This is a genomic window from Vibrio campbellii CAIM 519 = NBRC 15631 = ATCC 25920 (assembly GCF_002163755.1).
Lineage (GTDB): Bacteria > Pseudomonadota > Gammaproteobacteria > Enterobacterales > Vibrionaceae > Vibrio > Vibrio campbellii.
In genome coordinates this window covers 3,098,429-3,116,609 of the sequence record NZ_CP015863.1, presented here as the reverse complement: position 1 = coordinate 3,116,609, position 18,181 = coordinate 3,098,429, and the positions used below count along the sequence as shown (strand labels likewise).

The window sequence follows — 18,181 nt, the reverse complement described above, 5'->3', positions numbered from 1 at the left end:
TCATAAGGTTAAATTAACCTAATCTAGCGAATAAAAAAGCCCCAAGCGGGGCTTTTGTGGTTTGGGTTATATTTTAGTGGTCTACCGCACCGCCAGCGCCTGCTGGTACACGTACGTGCTCGACAAGGTCTTTTACTTCTTGTGGTGTTTCTGCTGTTACTCTTGATACAGCGAATGCCACGACAAAGTTAAATACCGCACCAATTGCACCAAATGCGTTTGGCTCGATGCCTAGGAACCAGTTCTGACCCCAGCTTTGTAGGTAAGTCCAGTCAGATACAAACAAGATGCCTTTGTGCTGGAACACGTAGAATAGCGTGATACTGATACCTGCAATCATACCTGCGATTGCGCCTTCTTTGTTGATGCTCTTACTGAAGATACCCATCATCAATGCAGGGAAGATGGAAGATGCTGCCAGACCGAAGGCGAGGGCTACCGTACCTGCGGCAAACCCTGGTGGATTCAAGCCTAAGTAACCGGCGACTGCGATGGCGACTGCCATGGAGATTCGACTCGCGAGTAGCTCTTTCTTCTCGGATATATTCGGATTTATCACACCTTTGATTAAGTCATGGGATATTGCGGACGAGATGGCTAGTAGTAGGCCTGCCGCCGTCGATAGCGCTGCCGCGAGACCACCTGCTGCTACAAGTGCGATTACCCAGTTAGGTAGCTTAGCAATCTCTGGGTTTGCCAATACCATGATGTCTCGGTCAACTTTCAGCTCGTTGGTTGCTGGGCTTGACGTGTACTCAATCAGACCGTCGCCGTTCTTATCATCAAAGCCTAGTAGACCTGTTTTCTCCCAGTTCTTGAACCAGTCAGGGCGCTCATCATAAGCAAGGTGCTGACCAGGAGCTGGGTTAACGGTATCCATTAGGTTTAGACGCGCCATTGCAGATACTGCAGGTGCTGTTGTGTAAAGGATAGCGATGAAAACAAGTGCCCAACCGGCTGATGTACGAGCATCACGAACCTTAGGTACAGTAAAGAAACGGATGATTACGTGTGGTAGACCCGCAGTACCGATCATCAGTGACATGGTGTACACAAACATGTTTAGTGTGTCGCCACGAACTTGGGTGGTGTATTCACTAAATCCGAGCTCGGTAACCACTTGGTCGAGCCTATCGAGCAGATAGACATCGGTACCTTGAATGGTACTGCCTAGACCGATTTGTGGTAGTGGGTGACCTGTGAGTTGCAGAGAGATAAAGATTGCAGGAATAGTGTAAGCTAAAATGAGTACGCAATATTGAGCAATCTGCGTGTAGGTAATGCCTTTCATGCCACCCATTACGGCGTACATGAATACGATACACATACCGATCAGTAGACCCGTTGAGTAATCCACCTCTAGGAAACGACCAAACGCCACGCCTACGCCTTTCATCTGACCGATAACGTAAGTCACCGATGCGATGATCAGACACACAACCGCTACGATACGCGCTGCGTTAGAGTAGAAGCGTTCGCCCACGAATTCCGGCACAGTAAACTTACCGAACTTACGTAGGTATGGGGCAAGCAGGAGTGCAAGCAGTACGTAACCGCCTGTCCAGCCCATTAGAAATACCGAACCGCCGTATCCCATGAAGGCAATCAAGCCCGCCATTGAGATGAACGATGCTGCTGACATCCAGTCTGCTGCGGTTGCCATGCCGTTAGCGATCGGGTTGACACCGCCACCTGCTACATAGAATTCTTTGGTTGAGCCCGCACGTGCCCAAATTGCAATACCGATGTAGAGGACGAATGTCGCGCCAACCACTAGATAGGTAATAGTTTTCAAATCCATCTGAGTTACTCCTTACTCATCTACGCCGAATTCACGGTCGATTTGGCGCATCTTCCACGCGTAGTAGAAAATAATACCTAGGAAGGCATAGATGGAGCCTTGCTGAGCAAACCAGAATCCTAGTTTGTATCCACCTAATTGAAATTGATTGAGTTCGTCGACAAATAAAATGCCGCAGCCGAAAGACACCACGAACCAGATGACCATCAGGGTAATCATGAGCTTCACGTTCTTGTCCCAGTAGGCTTTGGCTCTTTCTTCGCTTTCAAATGCCATTGCCGTCTCCTTACGATTGGTATTGTTGTTAAAAAAATGTTTCAACATGAACATTAGCAAGGTGCTGGCAAGAACTCTTTTCAACTTTAGTCGGGACGCTAAAAAGCAAAAACGCCCATTTTTAGGGCGTTTGAGAGGAGGTGGAGATAAAAGTGTGATGTTAATTTGATGTTAAATTAGCCAAAGGTCTAAGAGTTTTATCAATTAACATAGAAATCTTTTATACCAAGCAGCAAATTATTCAGTGCTACGGCAGCAAGGATAAGTCCCATTACGCGGCTGATGATGGCTGCGCCAACGTTACCAATCACTTTTTGAATTGTGTTTGCACCTAGCAACAAGAAGAGGGTAACCAGAAGGACTGCCATCATGACGCCTGCGGTCATCGCCTGGTCGACAAAAGAGTAGCGGTTATTATCGGTGAGCATCACGATGGCCATCATTGCTCCCGGTGACGCAATCGAAGGGATAGCTAGAGGGTAAACGGCTAAGTCAGCAAGATCAGAGTGGCTGACTTCTTCACCCAGCTTTTGTTCTTGTTCTGGTTTGCTCTCACCAAAGATCATCGACAGTGCAAACAGCAATAGCACTAAACCACCAGCGGCTTGAAAGGCAGGTAATGGGATTTGCATTGCTTCCAGTAACAACTGACCGGCAATAAGAAAGAACAGCAATACACCCATCGAAATGGCAATGGCTTTTAACGCGACGAGACGACGCTGTTTTGCCGTGAGGTGTTGAGTTTGTGATAGGTAAACGGGTACTGAACCAATCGGGTCGATGACGGCCCAGAGAACGACGAATTGAGTGACGAGAATACTTAGCAAAGTATGACCTCCCAGAGTTAGCGGTTTAACAGAGGGATGAAAAAGGCTGCGTGGTGCAGCCATATTATTTTAACGTTTGTTGTTCTTTTTGCGTCATATAAATGTGAATTAGATATATTTACTAACACATTACTGCTCGGGTTCCATTTGCTGCAGTAGGATGACGGCTTGAGTTCGGTTCTTCACGCCCAGTTTGCGGAAAATTGCGGTCATGTGCGCTTTGATGGTGGCCTCAGAGACATTGAGCTCGTATGCGATTTGCTTGTTGAGTAAGCCATCCGATAGCATGCCTAGCACTTTGTATTGCTGAGGGGTAAGTGCGGCAATTTTCTCTGCCAAGTCATTACACGCTGCGTTATTGGTGATCAAGCCTTCTGGGAAGTATGGGTCGCCATTAAGAACTTGGTTGAGGGCATTGACCAGCTCACGCATGTCACTCGATTTTGGAATAAAGCCAAATGCACCGTGGCTTTTCACTTGTGTGACCACGCTTGACTCTTCGCTGGCAGATACCACCACCACCGGGATGTCTGGGTATTCAGCACGAAGGTGAATCAACCCCGACATGCCATTTGCGCCGGGCATTTTGAGATCCAATAACACCAAATCTGGCTCTTCTTCTTTTTCCAGCAACGCGAGTAGAGCATCCAGCGTATCCGCTTCGAGTAGGTTGGCACCACTCACTGCCATGTGTACCGATTGGAACAAGGCATTGCGGAACAGGGGGTGATCATCAGCGATGATAATGGTGTAGGTCGAATCCATGACGTTAAACACTTTTGACTATTTAGTTAATGGAATTATTGTCCACCTTTAAGAAGGTGGACAATATTTATCCGCTAAAAGTCTGAACTAAATCGACTTTTATTAGAAAAATTGCATATAAACGCAACTTTTGCGGTTTTATTGGAACAACAAAAAACGCCAGTGAACAATCACTGGCGTTTGAATGACTCATAATCAGAATCGATTAATGTGCTCTAAGAAAGGCTCGGCTTGCATAAAGCCCGTCAAACGAGCGTTTGAAACGTGCTCGCCATTGGCATCCCAGAACTCAATCGTTGGTAAACCAAGTACATTCATATGTTTAAGCAGCTCGATGTCTTGCAATTGGTTCTTGGTTACGTCGGCTTGCAGAAGAACGAAGTCCTGCAGTTTGGCTTCGACGCTTGGGTCATGGAAGGTGTACTTCTCAAACTCTTTACATGCCACACACCAGTCGGCGTAGAAATCCAGCATTACTGGTTTGCCAGCTTGCTTCGCTTGAGCAAGTGCAGCCTCAAGCTCTGCCACGTTAGCAATGCGAGTAAAGCTCACCGTTGCTTGTTGAGTTTGCGTAGTGGTGTTGCCACCAAACCAGTAATTCAACGCTGGTTGAGCAGAAGCAAACAGACCTAGTACTGCGATGATGCCCACAGCGCTTTGTTTCCAGCCGCCAAATTCTAAGCTGTTTTTGATGTGGTATAGCCAACCAAAAGCTGCGATGCCCAGTGCTGACCACAATGCCGTTGCCCACATTTCTGGCATGATGCGCTCAAGTAAGAAGATAGGCGCAGCCAGCAGAATGAAGCCGAACAGCGTCTTAACGCGATCCATCCAACCCCCTGCTTTTGGCAGAAGTTTGTTGCCGAATACAGCAACAAGAATCAGTGGAATACCCATACCCATTGCCAGTGCGTACAGCGCGATACCACCCGTCAGCAAGTCACCACTTTGTGCCACGTAAAGTAGTGCGCCAGACAGAGGTGCCGTGGTACATGGTGAACACACCAGACCAGAAATCGCACCCATGGCGAATACGCCAGCGCTGCTGCCGCCTTGTTGTTTGTTGCTGAGGTTGTTTAACCACGTTTGCACGCCGCTTGGCAATTGCAGGTTATAAACGCCAAACATAGACAGTGCGAGTGCCACGAACAGCACACTCAAACCAATCAGTAAATAAGGGTGTTGCATCGCTGCTTGGAACTGCATGCCCGCAGAGGCGACGACAAGGCCGAGTAGGGTGTAAGTCAGCGCCATGCCTTGCACATATACAAACGACAAGCCTAGCGCGCGGCGCTGGCTTAGTTTGCCACTGCCAAGCACGATGCTAGTTAGGATTGGGTACATCGGCAGTACACATGGCGTAAATGCCAAGCCCACACCAAGTGCTAGGAACAATAATGGCGTCCACCAGTTATCTGCTAAGTTTGCGGCAAGGCTATCTTGCTGTGTTACTGGCGCCGATAATGTATTGCTAGACGTAGATGATTGCGCCGCTGGTGGCGTTACTGTTGTTGCTTGCTCTGCTTTTGGTGCAGTTGTCGCCGCTGTTGAATCTGAGTTCGATGAAGTAAACGCACTGATAGGAATCACGCGAGTTTCTGGTGGGTAACAGAAGCCTGCTTTGGCACAGCCTTGGTATTGCACCACCACGCGTGCACCGTCTTGCCAATCATGCATTGGTACGTTGACGAACAAAGGCTGAGTGTAGATATGCACATCACCAAAGAATTCATCTTTATGCGGCGTGCCTTCTTCCATTTGCAGTTCGCCTAGCGACACCTTCTCGCCCGCGACTGACAAACGTTCTTGATACAGGTAGTAACCATCACGTACCTGCCAATCGAGCATCAGTTTGCCGTCTTGCTGGTAGTAGTTGAACGGGAAAGCCTGATCGACAGGCACAAAAGAATCGTTGCTGCTGCCAAAAGCGTTGTTTTGGTTATTACCAAACTGGTCGTTACCAAACAAGGCCATGGACGGCGCAGAAAAAGTAATAAGCCCTAAGAGTAAGACGGAGAGTAATGCACGCATAAAAGGTTCAATTCATCTTAGATAATTGCCGTTAGTGTAACTCAATCAGACCCGCTGGCTAGCCAATAAGTTTCATGGAAGTGAAGATTTGTTAAGCAAAAACGTGAGCCTCAGGCAATAAAAAGGGAGCCGAAGCTCCCCGAGCAAGACTCTGTTTCTACTAGATCAGTAGACCACCGAATGCAAAGCCAAGTGCAACCGCTGAAGCGATGGTAGCTACACCTGGTACAAAGAATGGGTGGTTGAATACGTACTTACCGATACGAGTTGAACCCGTGTCGTCCATCTCAACCGCTGCTAGAAGCGTTGGGTAAGTTGGCAGTACAAATAGCGCACTTACTGCTGCGAAAGACGCAACTGCAGTAAGTGGCGCCACGCCGATTGCTAGTGCTGCTGGCATAAGCGCAACAGTCGTTGCACCTTGCGAGTAAAGCAGCATTGAAGCGAAGAATAGAACAAGTGCTAGCATCCATGGGTAATCTGCTAGTAGAGCACCAGCCACTTCTTTGATGCCATCAACGTGCGCGTTAACGAACGTAGAGCCCAGCCATGCCACACCAAGAACACATACACATGCGGTCATACCAGAGCGGAATGTTGCTGCTGCTGGGATTTTGCCAGCGTCGATTTTACAGCTCATTACGATAGCTGCCGCTGCTGCTAGCATAACCGTCATGATTGCTTCGTTACGACCAAGTGCTGGGTTCTCGATAAGACCAACAGAGCCAGAGATTGCTGCTGCGTAACACACTACGAATGCGATTGCGCCTAGGAAGATGAAAGTTGCTTTCTTCGCTGTTGGCAGGATTTCGCGTTTCGATTCTGTGTTTAGCTTAATAAGGCCTTTTGCTAGACGGTCTTGGTATTCAGGGTCGTCTTTTAGCTCGCTGCCCATGAAGTTCGCAACAAATGCACCGATCATACAAGCGATGAAGGTGGTTGGGATACAAACCGCTAGTAGCGTTAGGTAATCAACGCCAAATGGGTGCAACATTGCTGCAAACGCCACAACAGCCGCTGAGATAGGCGATGCTGTGATAGCGATTTGCGAGGCAACTACCGCGATAGATAGCGGACGAGAAGGACGTACACCTTGGCCTTTCGCTACTTCTGCAATAACAGGAAGTGTAGAGAATGCTGTGTGACCTGTACCTGCTAGTAGTGTCATCAAAAATGTCACGATAGGTGCGTAAAAGGTGATGCGTTCGGGATGTTTACGCAAAAAGTCTTCCGCAACCTGAACCATCCAGTCCAAACCACCCGCTACCTGCATTGCAGCGATAGCAGTAATTACAGACATGATGATCAGTATTACATCGACAGGGATGAAAGACTGGCTTGTCGGTACGCCTAGGATTAAAGACAATGCAATTACCCCAGCACCACCAGCAAAACCAATGCCGATACCACCGATTCTTGCTCCCAAATAAATGAAGAGCAGAACCACGAAGAGTTCGACCATTACCATATTGATACCTCTTTTAGTTTTTAATGATTCTGATTTTTTGAACACTCAGGAACAGGTGTAAATGTTCAGAAAATCAGAACCCGATCGGCTTACGGCAATAAAAAGCGTATAAAAATTGTGGTTAACCGTGTCAGAGCCTAAAAAAGGGCCCCGTTTGGGACCCCTTTCACCAGCGATTATTCGTAGCGTTTCGCTTTATAAGTCGGATGCATGAAGTTTTCAACCGATAAGATGTCATCTAGCTCTTCAGCAGTTAATAACCCGCGTTCTAGAACCACATCACGCACGCTCTTACCTGTTTCAGCACAGATCTTACCAACGATATCGCCTTCGTGGTGACCGATGTATGGGTTTAGGTAAGTTACGATACCGATAGAGTTGTAAACGTAGTTTTCGCAAACTTCTTTGTTCACAGTGATGCCATCGATACATTTGTCACGCAGGTTCACACACGCGTTGTGTAGCAGAGAGATAGACTCAAACACGCTTTGTGCGATAACTGGTTCCATTACGTTAAGCTGTAGCTGACCGCCTTCTGCTGCGAAAGAAACCGTGTTGTCGTTACCTAGAACTTTGAAGCAAACTTGGTTTACAACTTCTGGGATAACTGGGTTTACTTTAGCTGGCATGATTGAAGAGCCAGCTTGCATTTCTGGTAGGTTCAGTTCGTTAAGGCCTGCACGTGGACCAGAAGAAAGTAGACGAAGGTCGTTACAGATCTTCGATAGTTTCACCGCTAGACGTTTCAGCGCACCGTGTGTCATTACGTACGCGCCACAGTCAGAAGTCGCTTCGATTAGGTCTTCTGCTGCAACCACTTCAACGCCAGTTACTTCTGCTAGGTGTTTTACTGCTAGTGCTTGGTAACCTGTTGGTGCGTTTAGACCAGTACCGATTGCTGTTGCACCTAGGTTGATTTCTAGTAGTAGCTTAGACGTGTAGTCTAGGGCACGAATTTCTTCGTTTAGCGTTACTGCCCATGCGTGGAACTCTTGACCTACCGTCATAGGAACCGCGTCTTGAAGCTGAGTACGGCCCATCTTCAACACGTCTTTGTATTCTTGTGCTTTAAGCTCGAATGCGCCTTTTAGGTATTCGATCGCTTCCATCAACTGATGAACACTGTTGTAAACCGCGATACGGAAGCCCGTTGGGTACGCACAGTTTGTTGATTGGCTCTTGTTAACGTGATCGTTCGGGTTGATGAACTCATATTGGCCTTTTTCTTTGCCCATCAGTTCAAGTGCAACGTTCGCGATAACTTCGTTAGTGTTCATGTTCACTGACGTGCCCGCACCGCCTTGGAATACGTCTGAAGGGAACTGATCCATGCACTTACCTGTTTCAAGGATCAAATCACACGCTTCTAGGATGTAGTTAGCAACGTCTTTTGGAATTGCGCCTAGCTCTTTGTTTGCTAGTGCTGCGGCTTTCTTAGTCATTACCATGCCGCGTACAAATTCAGGTACGTCAGAGATGGTAGTGCTTGAAATGTTGAAGTTTTCGATAGCGCGAAGTGTGTGGATGCCGTAGTAAGCATCTGCAGGGACATGACGTTGGCCTAATAGATCTTCTTCAATACGAGTGGCTTGGTTTGCTGTCTTTGGAGCATCAGATAGTGTAGCCATAACAGGATCCTTAGATAATAATTCTGATATTTAAGTTATTTATTAGCCATTTCTGCAATCTAGAATCCGTTCATCAGAGTTTTTGGCTGGGAAAACCGTCCTGACTTATGTGGCACATCATACTGCACCTAGCGCATAAAAATAGTAACTTGATCACCTTTTTCGCTTTTAATGCGTCAATAATTTGCAAAGTATGAATGGGATATTAATAACCCTTTGGTGGTAGGTGTTTTTCCTCGACAAACATGGATTTTAAGAGTGCGAAATTAGCACTTTTCAACGACCCATTTTTATATATGCACCTTTGTTCAAAGGGCGATTTTGCATCAGTGGATTCTCCTAAGTGTGAACACGCTTTTTTACAACGATTCGTTTGAGCTTAGTAGGCTTTTGCCATTACACTGAATTGAACAAAGGAGGGCATGTGTTTCCTATCTTATTATTGGCGTTTATTTTCGTCCCGATCATCGAAATCGGCCTATTTATTCAGGTGGGGGGCTTCTTAGGTCTATGGCCTACGATTGCTTTAGTATTGATTACTGCATTTGTTGGTGCGTCTTTGGTGCGTAGCCAAGGCATCCAGACCTTGATGTCAGTGCAAGGTCGCTTAGAGCAAGGTGAGCTTCCGGCTCAGCAAATTTTTGAAGGCGTAATGCTGGCCGTTGCAGGCGTATTGCTGTTAACACCAGGTTTCATGACCGACGCATTGGGTATGTTAGTGTTGTTGCCAGCACCGCGAGCGGCGATTGCGAAATACCTAATGAGCAAGATGGTGGTGAAGACCATGAATGGTGGCGGCTTCCAAGGTGGTTTCTCAAATCAAGGTCCATTTGAGCAAGACCCATTCCGTCGTGACCCATCTGACTCTCAATCGGATAACGGCAATACCTTTGAAGGTGAGTACGAGCGCAAAGACGACGATGATCGTAACAAGCTCAACTGATTCACTCAGTAAGAAAAACAAAAGGGCGCATATAGCGCCCTTTTTGATATCTGTAGTTTGCAGCGCTTACATTGCGCCTTCAAAACCCATTTGACGCCATGCCTCAAACGCAATGATAGCAACAGCGTTAGATAGGTTTAGGCTGCGAGCATCTGGCATCATTGGAATGCGGATACGTTGCTCCATTGGCAAACTTTCAATCACATCTGCTGGTAGGCCACGCGTTTCAGGACCAAACATTAGCACGTCACCTTCTTGGTACTTTGCATCTACATGATGACCTGTTGTTTTGGTCGTGCATGCAAACAGGCGGTAGTTGCCTTGTTTCTCTTTCTCTAAGTATTCCAAGAATGCTTGATAATCTTTATGACGCGTCACGCGAGCCAAATCGTGGTAATCCAAACCTGCGCGGCGGACTTTCTTCTCTTCTAGATCGAAACCCAGTGGCTCAATCAGGTGGAGATTCGCACCACAGTTAGCACACAGGCGAATGATGTTGCCGGTGTTCGGCGCGATTTCTGGTTCGTATAGAGCGATATCAAACATGGTATTGAGTTAGATTGGTCAAAACAGGCGAGCAGTATATACCCAAGTCACCATGAGAAGCGAGATTCAGCACAATGACTGGGTATAGAAGAGAGCATTTCGGTGAACCTTGTCGCCCGCTCGAGAAAGAGAGTTAACCTAATGCGCGAGCATAGCTCTCTTCTACCGCTCGCCAGTTGACCACATTCCACCATGCGTCGATGTATTCAGGACGACGGTTTTGGTAGGTGATGTAGTAAGCGTGCTCCCATACATCCAATGCTAGGATTGGTTCACCTTGTTGGGCGGCCACATCCATTAATGGGTTATCTTGGTTGCTGGTGGAGGTAATGTGAATCTCGCCATCCTTTACGATTAGCCAAGCGAAGCCTGAGCCAAAAGTATTAATAGCTGCTTGTGCGAATTCATCTTTGAATGTTTGGAAGTTGCCAAACTTGTCGTTGATGGCTTGTGCTAGAGAGCCTTGAGGTTCACCGCCACCATTGGGTGACATGCAGTTCCAGTAAATGATGTGGTTGTAATAGCCGCCACCGTTGTTGCGAATTGCTGGGCTGTGTCGAGAAATGCAAGCGAAGATGTCATCGAGGGTCTGAGTTTCGAGATCACTGCCTTGAATAGCAGCCATAAATTTATCGTAATAAGTCTTATGATGTTTGCTGTAGTGAACTTCCATGGTTTTCGCATCGATGTACGGCTCTAACGCGTCGTAGCGGTATGGAAGCTCTGGGAAAATATGCGCCATTGTAAATCCTCCTAAATGGAAGATTTACCTTAACGCTAATGAAAATCATTATCAACTTTGATCTTTATGGGGTTATTTGCCCGCGCCGATCAATGGCAGGGTGATGGTGACACGTAAACCACCCAATGGACTGCGACTTGCGATGATCACGCCACTGTGTTGGCGGATAGCACTTTCGGTAATGGTTAAGCCTAAGCCTGTGCCTCCTGAGTGGCGGTCGCGCGCGGTCGATACCCGATAGAAAGGACGGAAAATCGCTTCGAGCTCTTCTTCAGGAACGCCTTCACCATTGTCATCGACCACAATGCTGAGAGTGTCAAAGGAAGCCTGAATGTCGATCTTCACTTCGTCTTTACCATAGTAAATCGCGTTGCGGATGATGTTCTCTACCGCGCTCATCAACAGTTTAGGGTTCCCCGAGATACTGCGATCAGGCAAGGCAGAGTAGCTGAGGCTTTTACCCATCTGTTCGGCTTCGAACTGCGCGTCTTTGATGATCTCTTCCCACAGACTGGCAATAGGCTGAGTCTCACGCGTCATATGACTGTTTACTTGCATACGTGATAGTTCAAGCAGTTCAGCAATCATCTGTTCTAAACGTTGAGCTTCGGTATCAATGCGAGTTAGCTCTGGGCTTTCACCTTGCTTACGAGTTGCAAGAGCACTTGCCATGCGCAGACGAGTCAGAGGTGATCGCAGCTCGTGTGAGATGTCTGAAAGCAAACGTTGCTGACCAGAAATCATCTGATTCACCGCTTCAACCATTTGGTTAAAGCTGGTACCCGCTTGGCGAAACTCTGTTGTGCCTTTTTCTAGGTTCGGGTCGATAACAAACTCACCTTTGGCCACACGCTGTGCCGCGGTTTCCAATCGTCGAGCTGGTTGGCTCAATGCCCATGCTAACCATAACAATAGGGGTGTACTTACCAACATGACGGCGAGGAGCAATTGCAATGGGTGGTCGAACAGACGCAGCATGATCGGTGGCGGTTCATTCCATTTAAAGCCGACGTACATCAACAGGTCAGAATTGGCGATGTTGATCGGCACAGGGCCTGCAATCATGTAGCGACCGTAGAGTTTTTGTTTCGGCTGTGATTGATCTTCAATGCTGGTGACAAAGTTTTGCAGTGCACGAAGCTTAAAGTCTTTGTGGCTCGAGGTGCTCAGCACATTCCCTTCGTGATCGGAAAAGAAGATGCGCGGACGCGGATCATGTTTACTGCGTCGTTGCCCTTCGAGGCTGAACAAGATCTTACCCAGGTTATCTTGCTTGCGGTATTTTTTCTCAATACCGTCACGTATTTCAAGCATGCGCTGATAATGTTCTTTCGGAATGTCGCGAGCTTTACGTGGATCCAAATGCGGTAATGACAGCACCGCCATCAGAACCAAAAACATAGTGAACCAAAAGATGGCAAAGATGCGTCCATACAGGCTATTAATCTTCGGCAGTTTGAAGCGTGACGGGCGCATTAATCCTCCTCAATCAACATGTAGCCACGCCCACGTAAGGTTTTGATGCGCGGTTTACCGTTGCTTTGATCTGGCAGTTTCTTACGTAGGTTAGACACGTGCATATCGATCGCACGATCAAACGCGGCTAAGCGCTTGCCAAGTACATCTAAGCTCAAGGCTTCTTTAGTTAGCACTTGCCCAGGGTTTTGCACAAAGTGGGTTAGAAGGGCGAACTCTGTGGTGGTTAAGTCCATTAAAGCATTGTCGCAATAGGCCTCTTGCTTACCCGGGTAGAGTTTGATTTCTTGGTACTCAATGCAGTCGCTGTTTTTGCTGCTCTTTTGAGTACTGCTGGTACGACGCAAAATCGCACGGATGCGTGCCAGCAATTCGCGGTCACTAAATGGTTTAGGTAGGTAATCATCGGCGCCAAGCTCTAGGCCGATAACGCGGTCTATCTCTTCGCCTTTCGCCGTTAGCATAAGGACTGGCGTTTCCCAGTTTTCTCGCAGGCGCTTTAGGGTTTCCATTCCATTGAGTTTCGGCATCATGACGTCGAGCAAGATAAGATCGATCTTGCTATTTATCGCTGCTAGGCCAGCTTCGCCATCATTTGCTTCCGTGACGTCAAAACCTTCAAAGCTCAGCACTTCTTTCAGTAGGCTGGTTAGTTCGGTGTCGTCATCAATCAAAAGAATCTTCGCCATTTCAGTTCCTGTTTATCAATCTGGTCGCTTTAATATTACATGCTAATGATGAGCAAAGATGAGTGTAAAAAGCACTCTTTACGATTCTTTACGCTCTCTATACGTCGCTTTACCTAGCAGGTCGTATTCTACACTCAAGCGCTGTGAGAACAGCTCAGAAGAATCACTAACCTGTGTAAGGAATCTCATTATGAAAACTGCAAAGAAATTAGTACTAGCGGCTGTTGTTCTACCTCTAACTTTAGGTACAGCGAGTGCATTCGCATTCGGCGGTAAAGACCACAAAGGTGGCCATGGAGACTGCGGTAAAGGTATGGATCGTGGCATTATGCGTCAACTAGACCTAACGGATGCACAAAAAGACCAACTAAAAGAAATGCGTCAAGCGAACAAAGCGGCAATGAAAGCGAAATTCGCGGATGGTAAAGAAGCACGTATGGCTGAGCGTCAAGCGCACCACGAAAAGGTTCAAGCACTGCTATTGGCTGATAACTTTGATGAAGCCGCAGCGAATGACCTAGCAAAAGAGATGGTTGAGAAACAGACAGAACGACGCGTTGCGATGCTAGAGAAGAAGCACCAAATGCTGAGTGTTCTGACTCCTGAGCAAAAAACAAAATACGTTGAGCTACAGAAAGAACGTCATCAAGAGTGTGGTGAGAAGTTCAAAAAGCTTACTAAGAAGCACCATGAAAGCTAATTGCTAATAAATCAAATGAAAGAGGTAGCCAGAGTGCTGCCTCTTTTTGATCTCGGCGATTTCATACTCATTACATGATTCTCAAGGTATACTCAAAACAAGGTTTGAGTTAACTATCTGATTATGAAACAGCAATACGCACGTTTAGTCACGACGGCTGCTTGGACGGCTACTATTGTCGCGACACTTCTTTTGATTGTTAAAGTCATCACTTGGTGGGTCACTGGCTCGGTCAGTCTACTTGCATCCTTAATTGACTCGATGCTGGATATCGCGGCATCGGTAGTAAACCTTATTGTGGTGCGCTATTCCTTACAACCTGCCGACAGAGAACATACATTTGGTCACGGTAAAGCAGAGTCTTTAGCGGCCTTGGCGCAAGCCATGTTTATCTCGGGTTCTGCCGTGTTCTTGATTCTTAATGGTATCGAACGTTTCTTCCGTCCAAATACACTCAATGCTCCAGAGCTCGGTATTTACGTCTCTCTATTCGCCATGGTGGTGACCTTTGGACTTGTGATGTTCCAAAAGCATGTGGTGCGCGTCACCGGCAGCCAGGCGATCGCTGCAGACTCGCTGCACTACCAAACGGACTTATATATGAACGGTGCCATTATGGTGGCACTGGGTCTAAGCTACTTTGGTGTCACTCAAGCCGATGCTGTTTTCGCGATTGGTATTGGTATCTTTATTTTGTACAGCGCTTTCAAGATGGTCAGCGAAGCGATTCAGATCCTATTAGACAGAAAATTGCCTGATGAAGAACTAGAACAAATCCGCTCAGAGTGCTTGAAAGTGGATGAGGTATTAGGTGTGCATCAGTTGCGCACGCGTATGTCTGGTCCAACGCGCTTTATCCAGTTACACCTAGAACTAGATGACAATTTACGTTTGATCGAAGCACATCATATTGCCGATAAAGTAGAAGACAATTTGCTGGCTCTTTTCCCCGAGGCGGACGTATTGATCCACCAAGATCCAGTGTCGGTTGTATTTGGACCAGAAAAGGAGCAGAAGGCGCAAGATTGGTAGCGGTCGAAAAATCAGACGGTGCCTGACGACAAACAGGCGCTTATTGGCTATCTTTCCATCACTACTTATTAAGAATCGTGATCCTGATGTGAATCAACGAAGTTGCAAAGAGAAACTGTAATACTCTTACATAAGTAGAAAAGTTACATAAAAAAGTGTGTTTTCATTGGTATTCCTGTAGAGGAAATGTAACATAACGCACAGTTCTGGATTATGCAGGTTGCTTGGTAACAAGGGGCCTAGAAGAAAATTAAATAAATTGATTGCCAAAGATCGAGGGTGAGCATGATTAAGAAGATCGGTGTTTTAACAAGTGGCGGTGACGCACCTGGTATGAACGCTGCAGTACGCGGCGTAGTTCGTACAGCACTATCTGAGGGATTGGAAGTTTACGGTGTTTACGATGGCTACCTAGGTCTATATGAAGGCCGCATCGAGAAGCTAGATCGTTCTAGCGTTTCAGATGTGATCAACAAAGGTGGTACATTCCTAGGCTCTGCTCGCTTCCCTGAATTCAAGGAAGTGGAAGTACGCGAACAAGCGATTGAGAACCTGAAAAAACATGGTATTGATGCACTAGTTGTTATCGGTGGTGACGGTTCTTACATGGGTGCTAAGAAACTGACTGAAATGGGTTACCCATGTATCGGTCTACCAGGCACAATCGATAACGACATCGCAGGTACAGATTACACAATCGGTTACCTAACAGCGCTAAACACAGTTATCGATGCAATCGACCGTCTACGCGACACGTCTTCTTCTCACCAGCGTATTTCTATCGTAGAAATCATGGGTCGTCACTGTGGTGACCTGACTCTGATGTCTGCAATCGCAGGTGGTTGTGAGTACATCATTACGCCAGAAACAGGTCTAGATAAAGACAAGTTAATCAAAAATATCCAAGACGGCATTGCTAAAGGTAAAAAGCACGCAATTATCGCACTAACTGAGCTGATGATGGATGCAAACGAACTAGCGAGAGAGATTGAAGCGGCGACTGGTCGTGAAACTCGCGCAACGGTTCTTGGCCACATCCAGCGTGGTGGTCGTCCAGCTGCATTTGATCGTGTTCTAGCATCTCGCATGGGTAACTACGCCGTTCACTTGCTAATGGAAGGCCATGGCGGCCGTTGTGTTGGTATCGTGAAAGAGCAACTGGTTCACCACGACATCATCGATGCAATCGAGAACATGAAACGTCCAGTACGCAGCGACCTATACCAAGTTGCTGAAGAGCTATTCTAAGCTCGCTTGATAAAGTCAAAATCAAAAAAAACCGCGGTTATCCGCGGTTTTTTATTATCTAATATTCAGTTAGGTTAGCGTTGCTGAATTAAGAACCTTATGGTTCAGTTAATGCTAAACGATGCTCACGTAGAGCGAACAGATAACCCAGTAATCCACCCAGTATGTTGCCCAGTGCGATACCGATAAATAAACCTTCGATGCTGTACAGTCGGCTGCCAACCCATGCCGCAGGCAAAGTAAAGATAAACAAGCGCATAAAGCTCCATTGGAAGGCTCGCAGCGGCTTGTGCATTGCGTTATAGCCACTGACTAACATCATCACAATGCCTTGGAAACCATAGCTAAATGGCACCACTAAGAGGTAATGCCACAGCAAGTCTTTTACTGCCGCTTCTTGGGAGAACAGTGCTGCGAGAGGAATACTGAGAGGCACCATCATCAAGAAGATAAAGCCTTGAAACACCACCGCAAAGCGCATGCTGATGAACCAGCCTGCGAATGCTCGTGCAGGGTTATTGGCACCAAAGTTTTGCGCCATAAACGGGGTAAGTGCAGAGGTCAGCGACATCAGCACCAGAATCAAAATTGACTCAATACGCTGCGCCGCGCCATAAGCGGCCACCGCTGCAGTACCGTGACTGGAAAGTATCATCATCAGAATCGCGCCAGAGAGTGGCGTCATGGCATTCGATAGAGCGGCGGGTGTGCCTATCTTAAGTGTTTGCTGCCAGTCTTGTTTGATGAGCGACCATTGCGGCGCGGCAAGCAGCTTTTCGCGTTTGATCAATACATAGAAAGAACCGCACAACGCACCAAACCAACTGAATGCACTGGCAATCGCAGCGCCTTGAATACCGAGCTCAGGGAAAGGGCCATAACCAAAGATCAGTAAAGGGTCGAGAATGCCGTTAATAAGCCCTGCGAGCATCATGATCTTAGCTGGAGTTTTGGTGTCACCTGTGGCTCGAATGGCACTGTTGCCCGCCATTGGAATCACTAATAGAGGAATGGTCAAATACCAAACCTGCATATACTGCTCAATCAGTGGGATGGAGTCTTCTTTTGCGCCTAGGAAGCTAAACAAAGGTTCGATAGTAAAGAAGCCCAATGTCGAAGCGATAGTGACTAGAGCAACGGCAAGCAGTAAGCCATGACTGGTAAAACGAGCGGCTTGGGAAGATTGCCCTTGGCCAAGTAAGCGGCCGATATTGGTCGACAGACCCATCCCAATCCCCATAGTGATGCAGTTCACTGCAAAGGTCACTGGGAAGGTATAACTGATCGCCGCCAGCGCTTCGGTACCCAATAGCGAGATGAAAAAGGTATCGACCAAGTTAAACATCAAAATCGCGATCATGCCCATGGTCATGGGGATGGTCATTTTGCGTAATGTGTCGGGAATGGGCGCGGTCAGCAAACCATGTTTGTCTTGGGCCTGATTGTCCGGCTTGTTCTTTTCCAGCATTTTTGACGTCTATCTGGTGAGGGAAGTGCAAGGATACAAGAAAGCCGTTGCCTCGGCGAGTGAGCATTTCGCGCGCAAACCGTTGCTTGGCTGCTGGTTCTTTTAACTAAGTCACAAAAAATTCACGTCTACCCCTTGGGATCGCTGGGTTTGCCCCTTATATACAGATCACGTGCCTCAGAGCGGGCAATTATCAAATAAACATGGAAACTTTCAGGAGAGACGACCGATGAACATTCGTCCATTACATGACCGAGTTATCGTAGAACGTAAAGAAGTTGAATCAAAATCAGCGGGTGGCATCGTTCTAACTGGTTCTGCTGCGGAAAAATCGACACGTGGTGTTGTTCTAGCTGTAGGTAAAGGCCGCATCCTAGAAAACGGCACAGTGCTACCATTGGACGTTAAAGTTGGTGATACCGTTATCTTCGCTGAAGGCTACGGCACTAAGACTGAAAAAATCGACGGTAAAGAAGTGCTAGTAATGTCTGAAAACGACATCATGGCGATCGTTGAGTAATAGCAATCATTGAGTAATTTT

General features: G+C 47.1%; 17 protein-coding genes. 5 read left to right on the top strand and 12 right to left on the bottom strand.

The window, feature by feature from the left end; translation table 11 throughout:
• Positions 1–73: 73 nt before the first annotated feature.
• The 7 genes from A8140_RS15005 to aspA all read right to left on the bottom strand — a co-directional run bounded on the left by A8140_RS15005 (position 74) and on the right by aspA (position 8,796).
• Complete coding sequence (locus tag A8140_RS15005; RefSeq protein WP_005530887.1) at positions 74–1,801, bottom strand: sodium:solute symporter family protein; 1,728 nt, start codon at positions 1,799–1,801, stop codon at positions 74–76.
• Between the two features lie 12 nt (positions 1,802–1,813).
• Entirely contained in the window at positions 1,814–2,077 is a 264-nt protein-coding gene (locus tag A8140_RS15000) for a DUF4212 domain-containing protein (RefSeq protein WP_005530890.1), read from the bottom strand.
• Positions 2,078–2,277: 200 nt separating this feature from the next.
• Complete coding sequence (locus tag A8140_RS14995) at positions 2,278–2,904, bottom strand: MarC family protein (RefSeq protein WP_005428797.1); 627 nt, start codon at positions 2,902–2,904, stop codon at positions 2,278–2,280.
• A gap of 129 nt (positions 2,905–3,033) precedes the next feature.
• Positions 3,034–3,669 carry a response regulator gene (locus A8140_RS14990; RefSeq protein WP_005428786.1) on the bottom strand — a complete coding sequence of 212 codons (636 nt, stop codon included), beginning with the start codon at positions 3,667–3,669 and terminating at the stop codon, positions 3,034–3,036.
• Between the two features lie 195 nt (positions 3,670–3,864).
• Positions 3,865–5,700: a protein-disulfide reductase DsbD gene (locus tag A8140_RS14985; RefSeq protein ID WP_005530892.1), complete on the bottom strand. Its 1,836-nt coding sequence runs from the start codon at positions 5,698–5,700 to the stop codon at positions 3,865–3,867.
• 160 nt (positions 5,701–5,860) lie between these two features.
• On the bottom strand, positions 5,861–7,168 hold the full coding sequence (locus A8140_RS14980; protein WP_005428800.1) for an anaerobic C4-dicarboxylate transporter: 1,308 nt from the start codon (positions 7,166–7,168) through the stop codon (positions 5,861–5,863).
• 176 nt (positions 7,169–7,344) lie between these two features.
• Positions 7,345–8,796 (bottom strand): aspartate ammonia-lyase, encoded by a 1,452-nt coding sequence (aspA, locus tag A8140_RS14975; protein WP_005530894.1) that lies wholly within the window; start codon positions 8,794–8,796, stop codon positions 7,345–7,347.
• A gap of 424 nt (positions 8,797–9,220) precedes the next feature.
• Between aspA and A8140_RS14970 the strand changes: the two genes are divergently transcribed.
• The gene (locus A8140_RS14970; RefSeq protein ID WP_005530897.1) at positions 9,221–9,739 is read left to right on the top strand and encodes an FxsA family protein; all 519 of its coding nucleotides are present in this window, start codon (positions 9,221–9,223) and stop codon (positions 9,737–9,739) included.
• 66 nt (positions 9,740–9,805) lie between these two features.
• On the opposite strand, the gene trmL is transcribed toward A8140_RS14970, so the two are convergent.
• From trmL to A8140_RS14950, 4 genes are all read right to left on the bottom strand, one after another.
• A complete protein-coding gene (gene trmL, locus A8140_RS14965; RefSeq protein ID WP_005530899.1) occupies positions 9,806–10,285 on the bottom strand; it encodes a tRNA (uridine(34)/cytosine(34)/5-carboxymethylaminomethyluridine(34)-2'-O)-methyltransferase TrmL in 480 nt (159 codons plus the stop codon).
• Between the two features lie 133 nt (positions 10,286–10,418).
• A complete protein-coding gene (locus tag A8140_RS14960; RefSeq protein WP_005530900.1) occupies positions 10,419–11,027 on the bottom strand; it encodes a superoxide dismutase in 609 nt (202 codons plus the stop codon).
• Positions 11,028–11,099: 72 nt separating this feature from the next.
• Positions 11,100–12,503 (bottom strand): envelope stress sensor histidine kinase CpxA, encoded by a 1,404-nt coding sequence (gene cpxA / locus A8140_RS14955; protein WP_005530902.1) that lies wholly within the window; start codon positions 12,501–12,503, stop codon positions 11,100–11,102.
• Positions 12,503–13,192: a response regulator gene (locus tag A8140_RS14950; RefSeq protein ID WP_005530905.1), complete on the bottom strand. Its 690-nt coding sequence runs from the start codon at positions 13,190–13,192 to the stop codon at positions 12,503–12,505. The genes cpxA and A8140_RS14950 overlap by 1 nt, the downstream gene beginning before the upstream one ends.
• 190 nt (positions 13,193–13,382) lie before the next feature.
• On the opposite strand from A8140_RS14950, the gene A8140_RS14945 reads away from it, so the two are divergent.
• From A8140_RS14945 to pfkA, 3 genes are all read left to right on the top strand, one after another.
• The gene (locus A8140_RS14945; protein WP_005530907.1) at positions 13,383–13,892 is read left to right on the top strand and encodes a CpxP family protein; all 510 of its coding nucleotides are present in this window, start codon (positions 13,383–13,385) and stop codon (positions 13,890–13,892) included.
• A 123-nt stretch (positions 13,893–14,015) separates the two neighbouring features.
• Positions 14,016–14,924 (top strand): CDF family cation-efflux transporter FieF, encoded by a 909-nt coding sequence (gene fieF / locus A8140_RS14940; RefSeq protein ID WP_005530908.1) that lies wholly within the window; start codon positions 14,016–14,018, stop codon positions 14,922–14,924.
• 285 nt (positions 14,925–15,209) lie between these two features.
• Positions 15,210–16,172 (top strand): 6-phosphofructokinase, encoded by a 963-nt coding sequence (gene pfkA / locus A8140_RS14935; protein ID WP_005530910.1) that lies wholly within the window; start codon positions 15,210–15,212, stop codon positions 16,170–16,172.
• 97 nt (positions 16,173–16,269) lie between these two features.
• Here pfkA and A8140_RS14930 read toward each other — a convergent pair whose 3' ends face one another.
• Entirely contained in the window at positions 16,270–17,640 is a 1,371-nt protein-coding gene (locus A8140_RS14930; protein WP_005530911.1) for an MATE family efflux transporter, read from the bottom strand.
• Positions 17,641–17,869: 229 nt separating this feature from the next.
• On the opposite strand from A8140_RS14930, the gene A8140_RS14925 reads away from it, so the two are divergent.
• A complete protein-coding gene (locus A8140_RS14925) occupies positions 17,870–18,160 on the top strand; it encodes a co-chaperone GroES (RefSeq protein WP_005381516.1) in 291 nt (96 codons plus the stop codon).
• The last annotated feature ends 21 nt before the right edge of the window (positions 18,161–18,181 follow it).

Coding starts and splice junctions, on each gene's coding strand:
- A8140_RS15005 (WP_005530887.1), bottom strand. CDS start 1,801: ATGGATTTGAAAACTATTACCTATCTAGTGGTTGGCGCGACATTCGTC.
- A8140_RS15000 (WP_005530890.1), bottom strand. CDS start 2,077: ATGGCATTTGAAAGCGAAGAAAGAGCCAAAGCCTACTGGGACAAGAAC.
- A8140_RS14990 (WP_005428786.1), bottom strand. CDS start 3,669: ATGGATTCGACCTACACCATTATCATCGCTGATGATCACCCCCTGTTC.
- A8140_RS14985 (WP_005530892.1), bottom strand. CDS start 5,700: ATGCGTGCATTACTCTCCGTCTTACTCTTAGGGCTTATTACTTTTTCT.
- A8140_RS14980 (WP_005428800.1), bottom strand. CDS start 7,168: ATGGTAATGGTCGAACTCTTCGTGGTTCTGCTCTTCATTTATTTGGGA.
- aspA (WP_005530894.1), bottom strand. CDS start 8,796: ATGGCTACACTATCTGATGCTCCAAAGACAGCAAACCAAGCCACTCGT.
- trmL (WP_005530899.1), bottom strand. CDS start 10,285: ATGTTTGATATCGCTCTATACGAACCAGAAATCGCGCCGAACACCGGC.
- A8140_RS14960 (WP_005530900.1), bottom strand. CDS start 11,027: ATGGCGCATATTTTCCCAGAGCTTCCATACCGCTACGACGCGTTAGAG.
- cpxA (WP_005530902.1), bottom strand. CDS start 12,503: ATGCGCCCGTCACGCTTCAAACTGCCGAAGATTAATAGCCTGTATGGA.
- A8140_RS14950 (WP_005530905.1), bottom strand. CDS start 13,192: ATGGCGAAGATTCTTTTGATTGATGACGACACCGAACTAACCAGCCTA.
- A8140_RS14945 (WP_005530907.1), top strand. CDS start 13,383: ATGAAAACTGCAAAGAAATTAGTACTAGCGGCTGTTGTTCTACCTCTA.
- fieF (WP_005530908.1), top strand. CDS start 14,016: ATGAAACAGCAATACGCACGTTTAGTCACGACGGCTGCTTGGACGGCT.
- pfkA (WP_005530910.1), top strand. CDS start 15,210: ATGATTAAGAAGATCGGTGTTTTAACAAGTGGCGGTGACGCACCTGGT.
- A8140_RS14930 (WP_005530911.1), bottom strand. CDS start 17,640: ATGCTGGAAAAGAACAAGCCGGACAATCAGGCCCAAGACAAACATGGT.
- A8140_RS14925 (WP_005381516.1), top strand. CDS start 17,870: ATGAACATTCGTCCATTACATGACCGAGTTATCGTAGAACGTAAAGAA.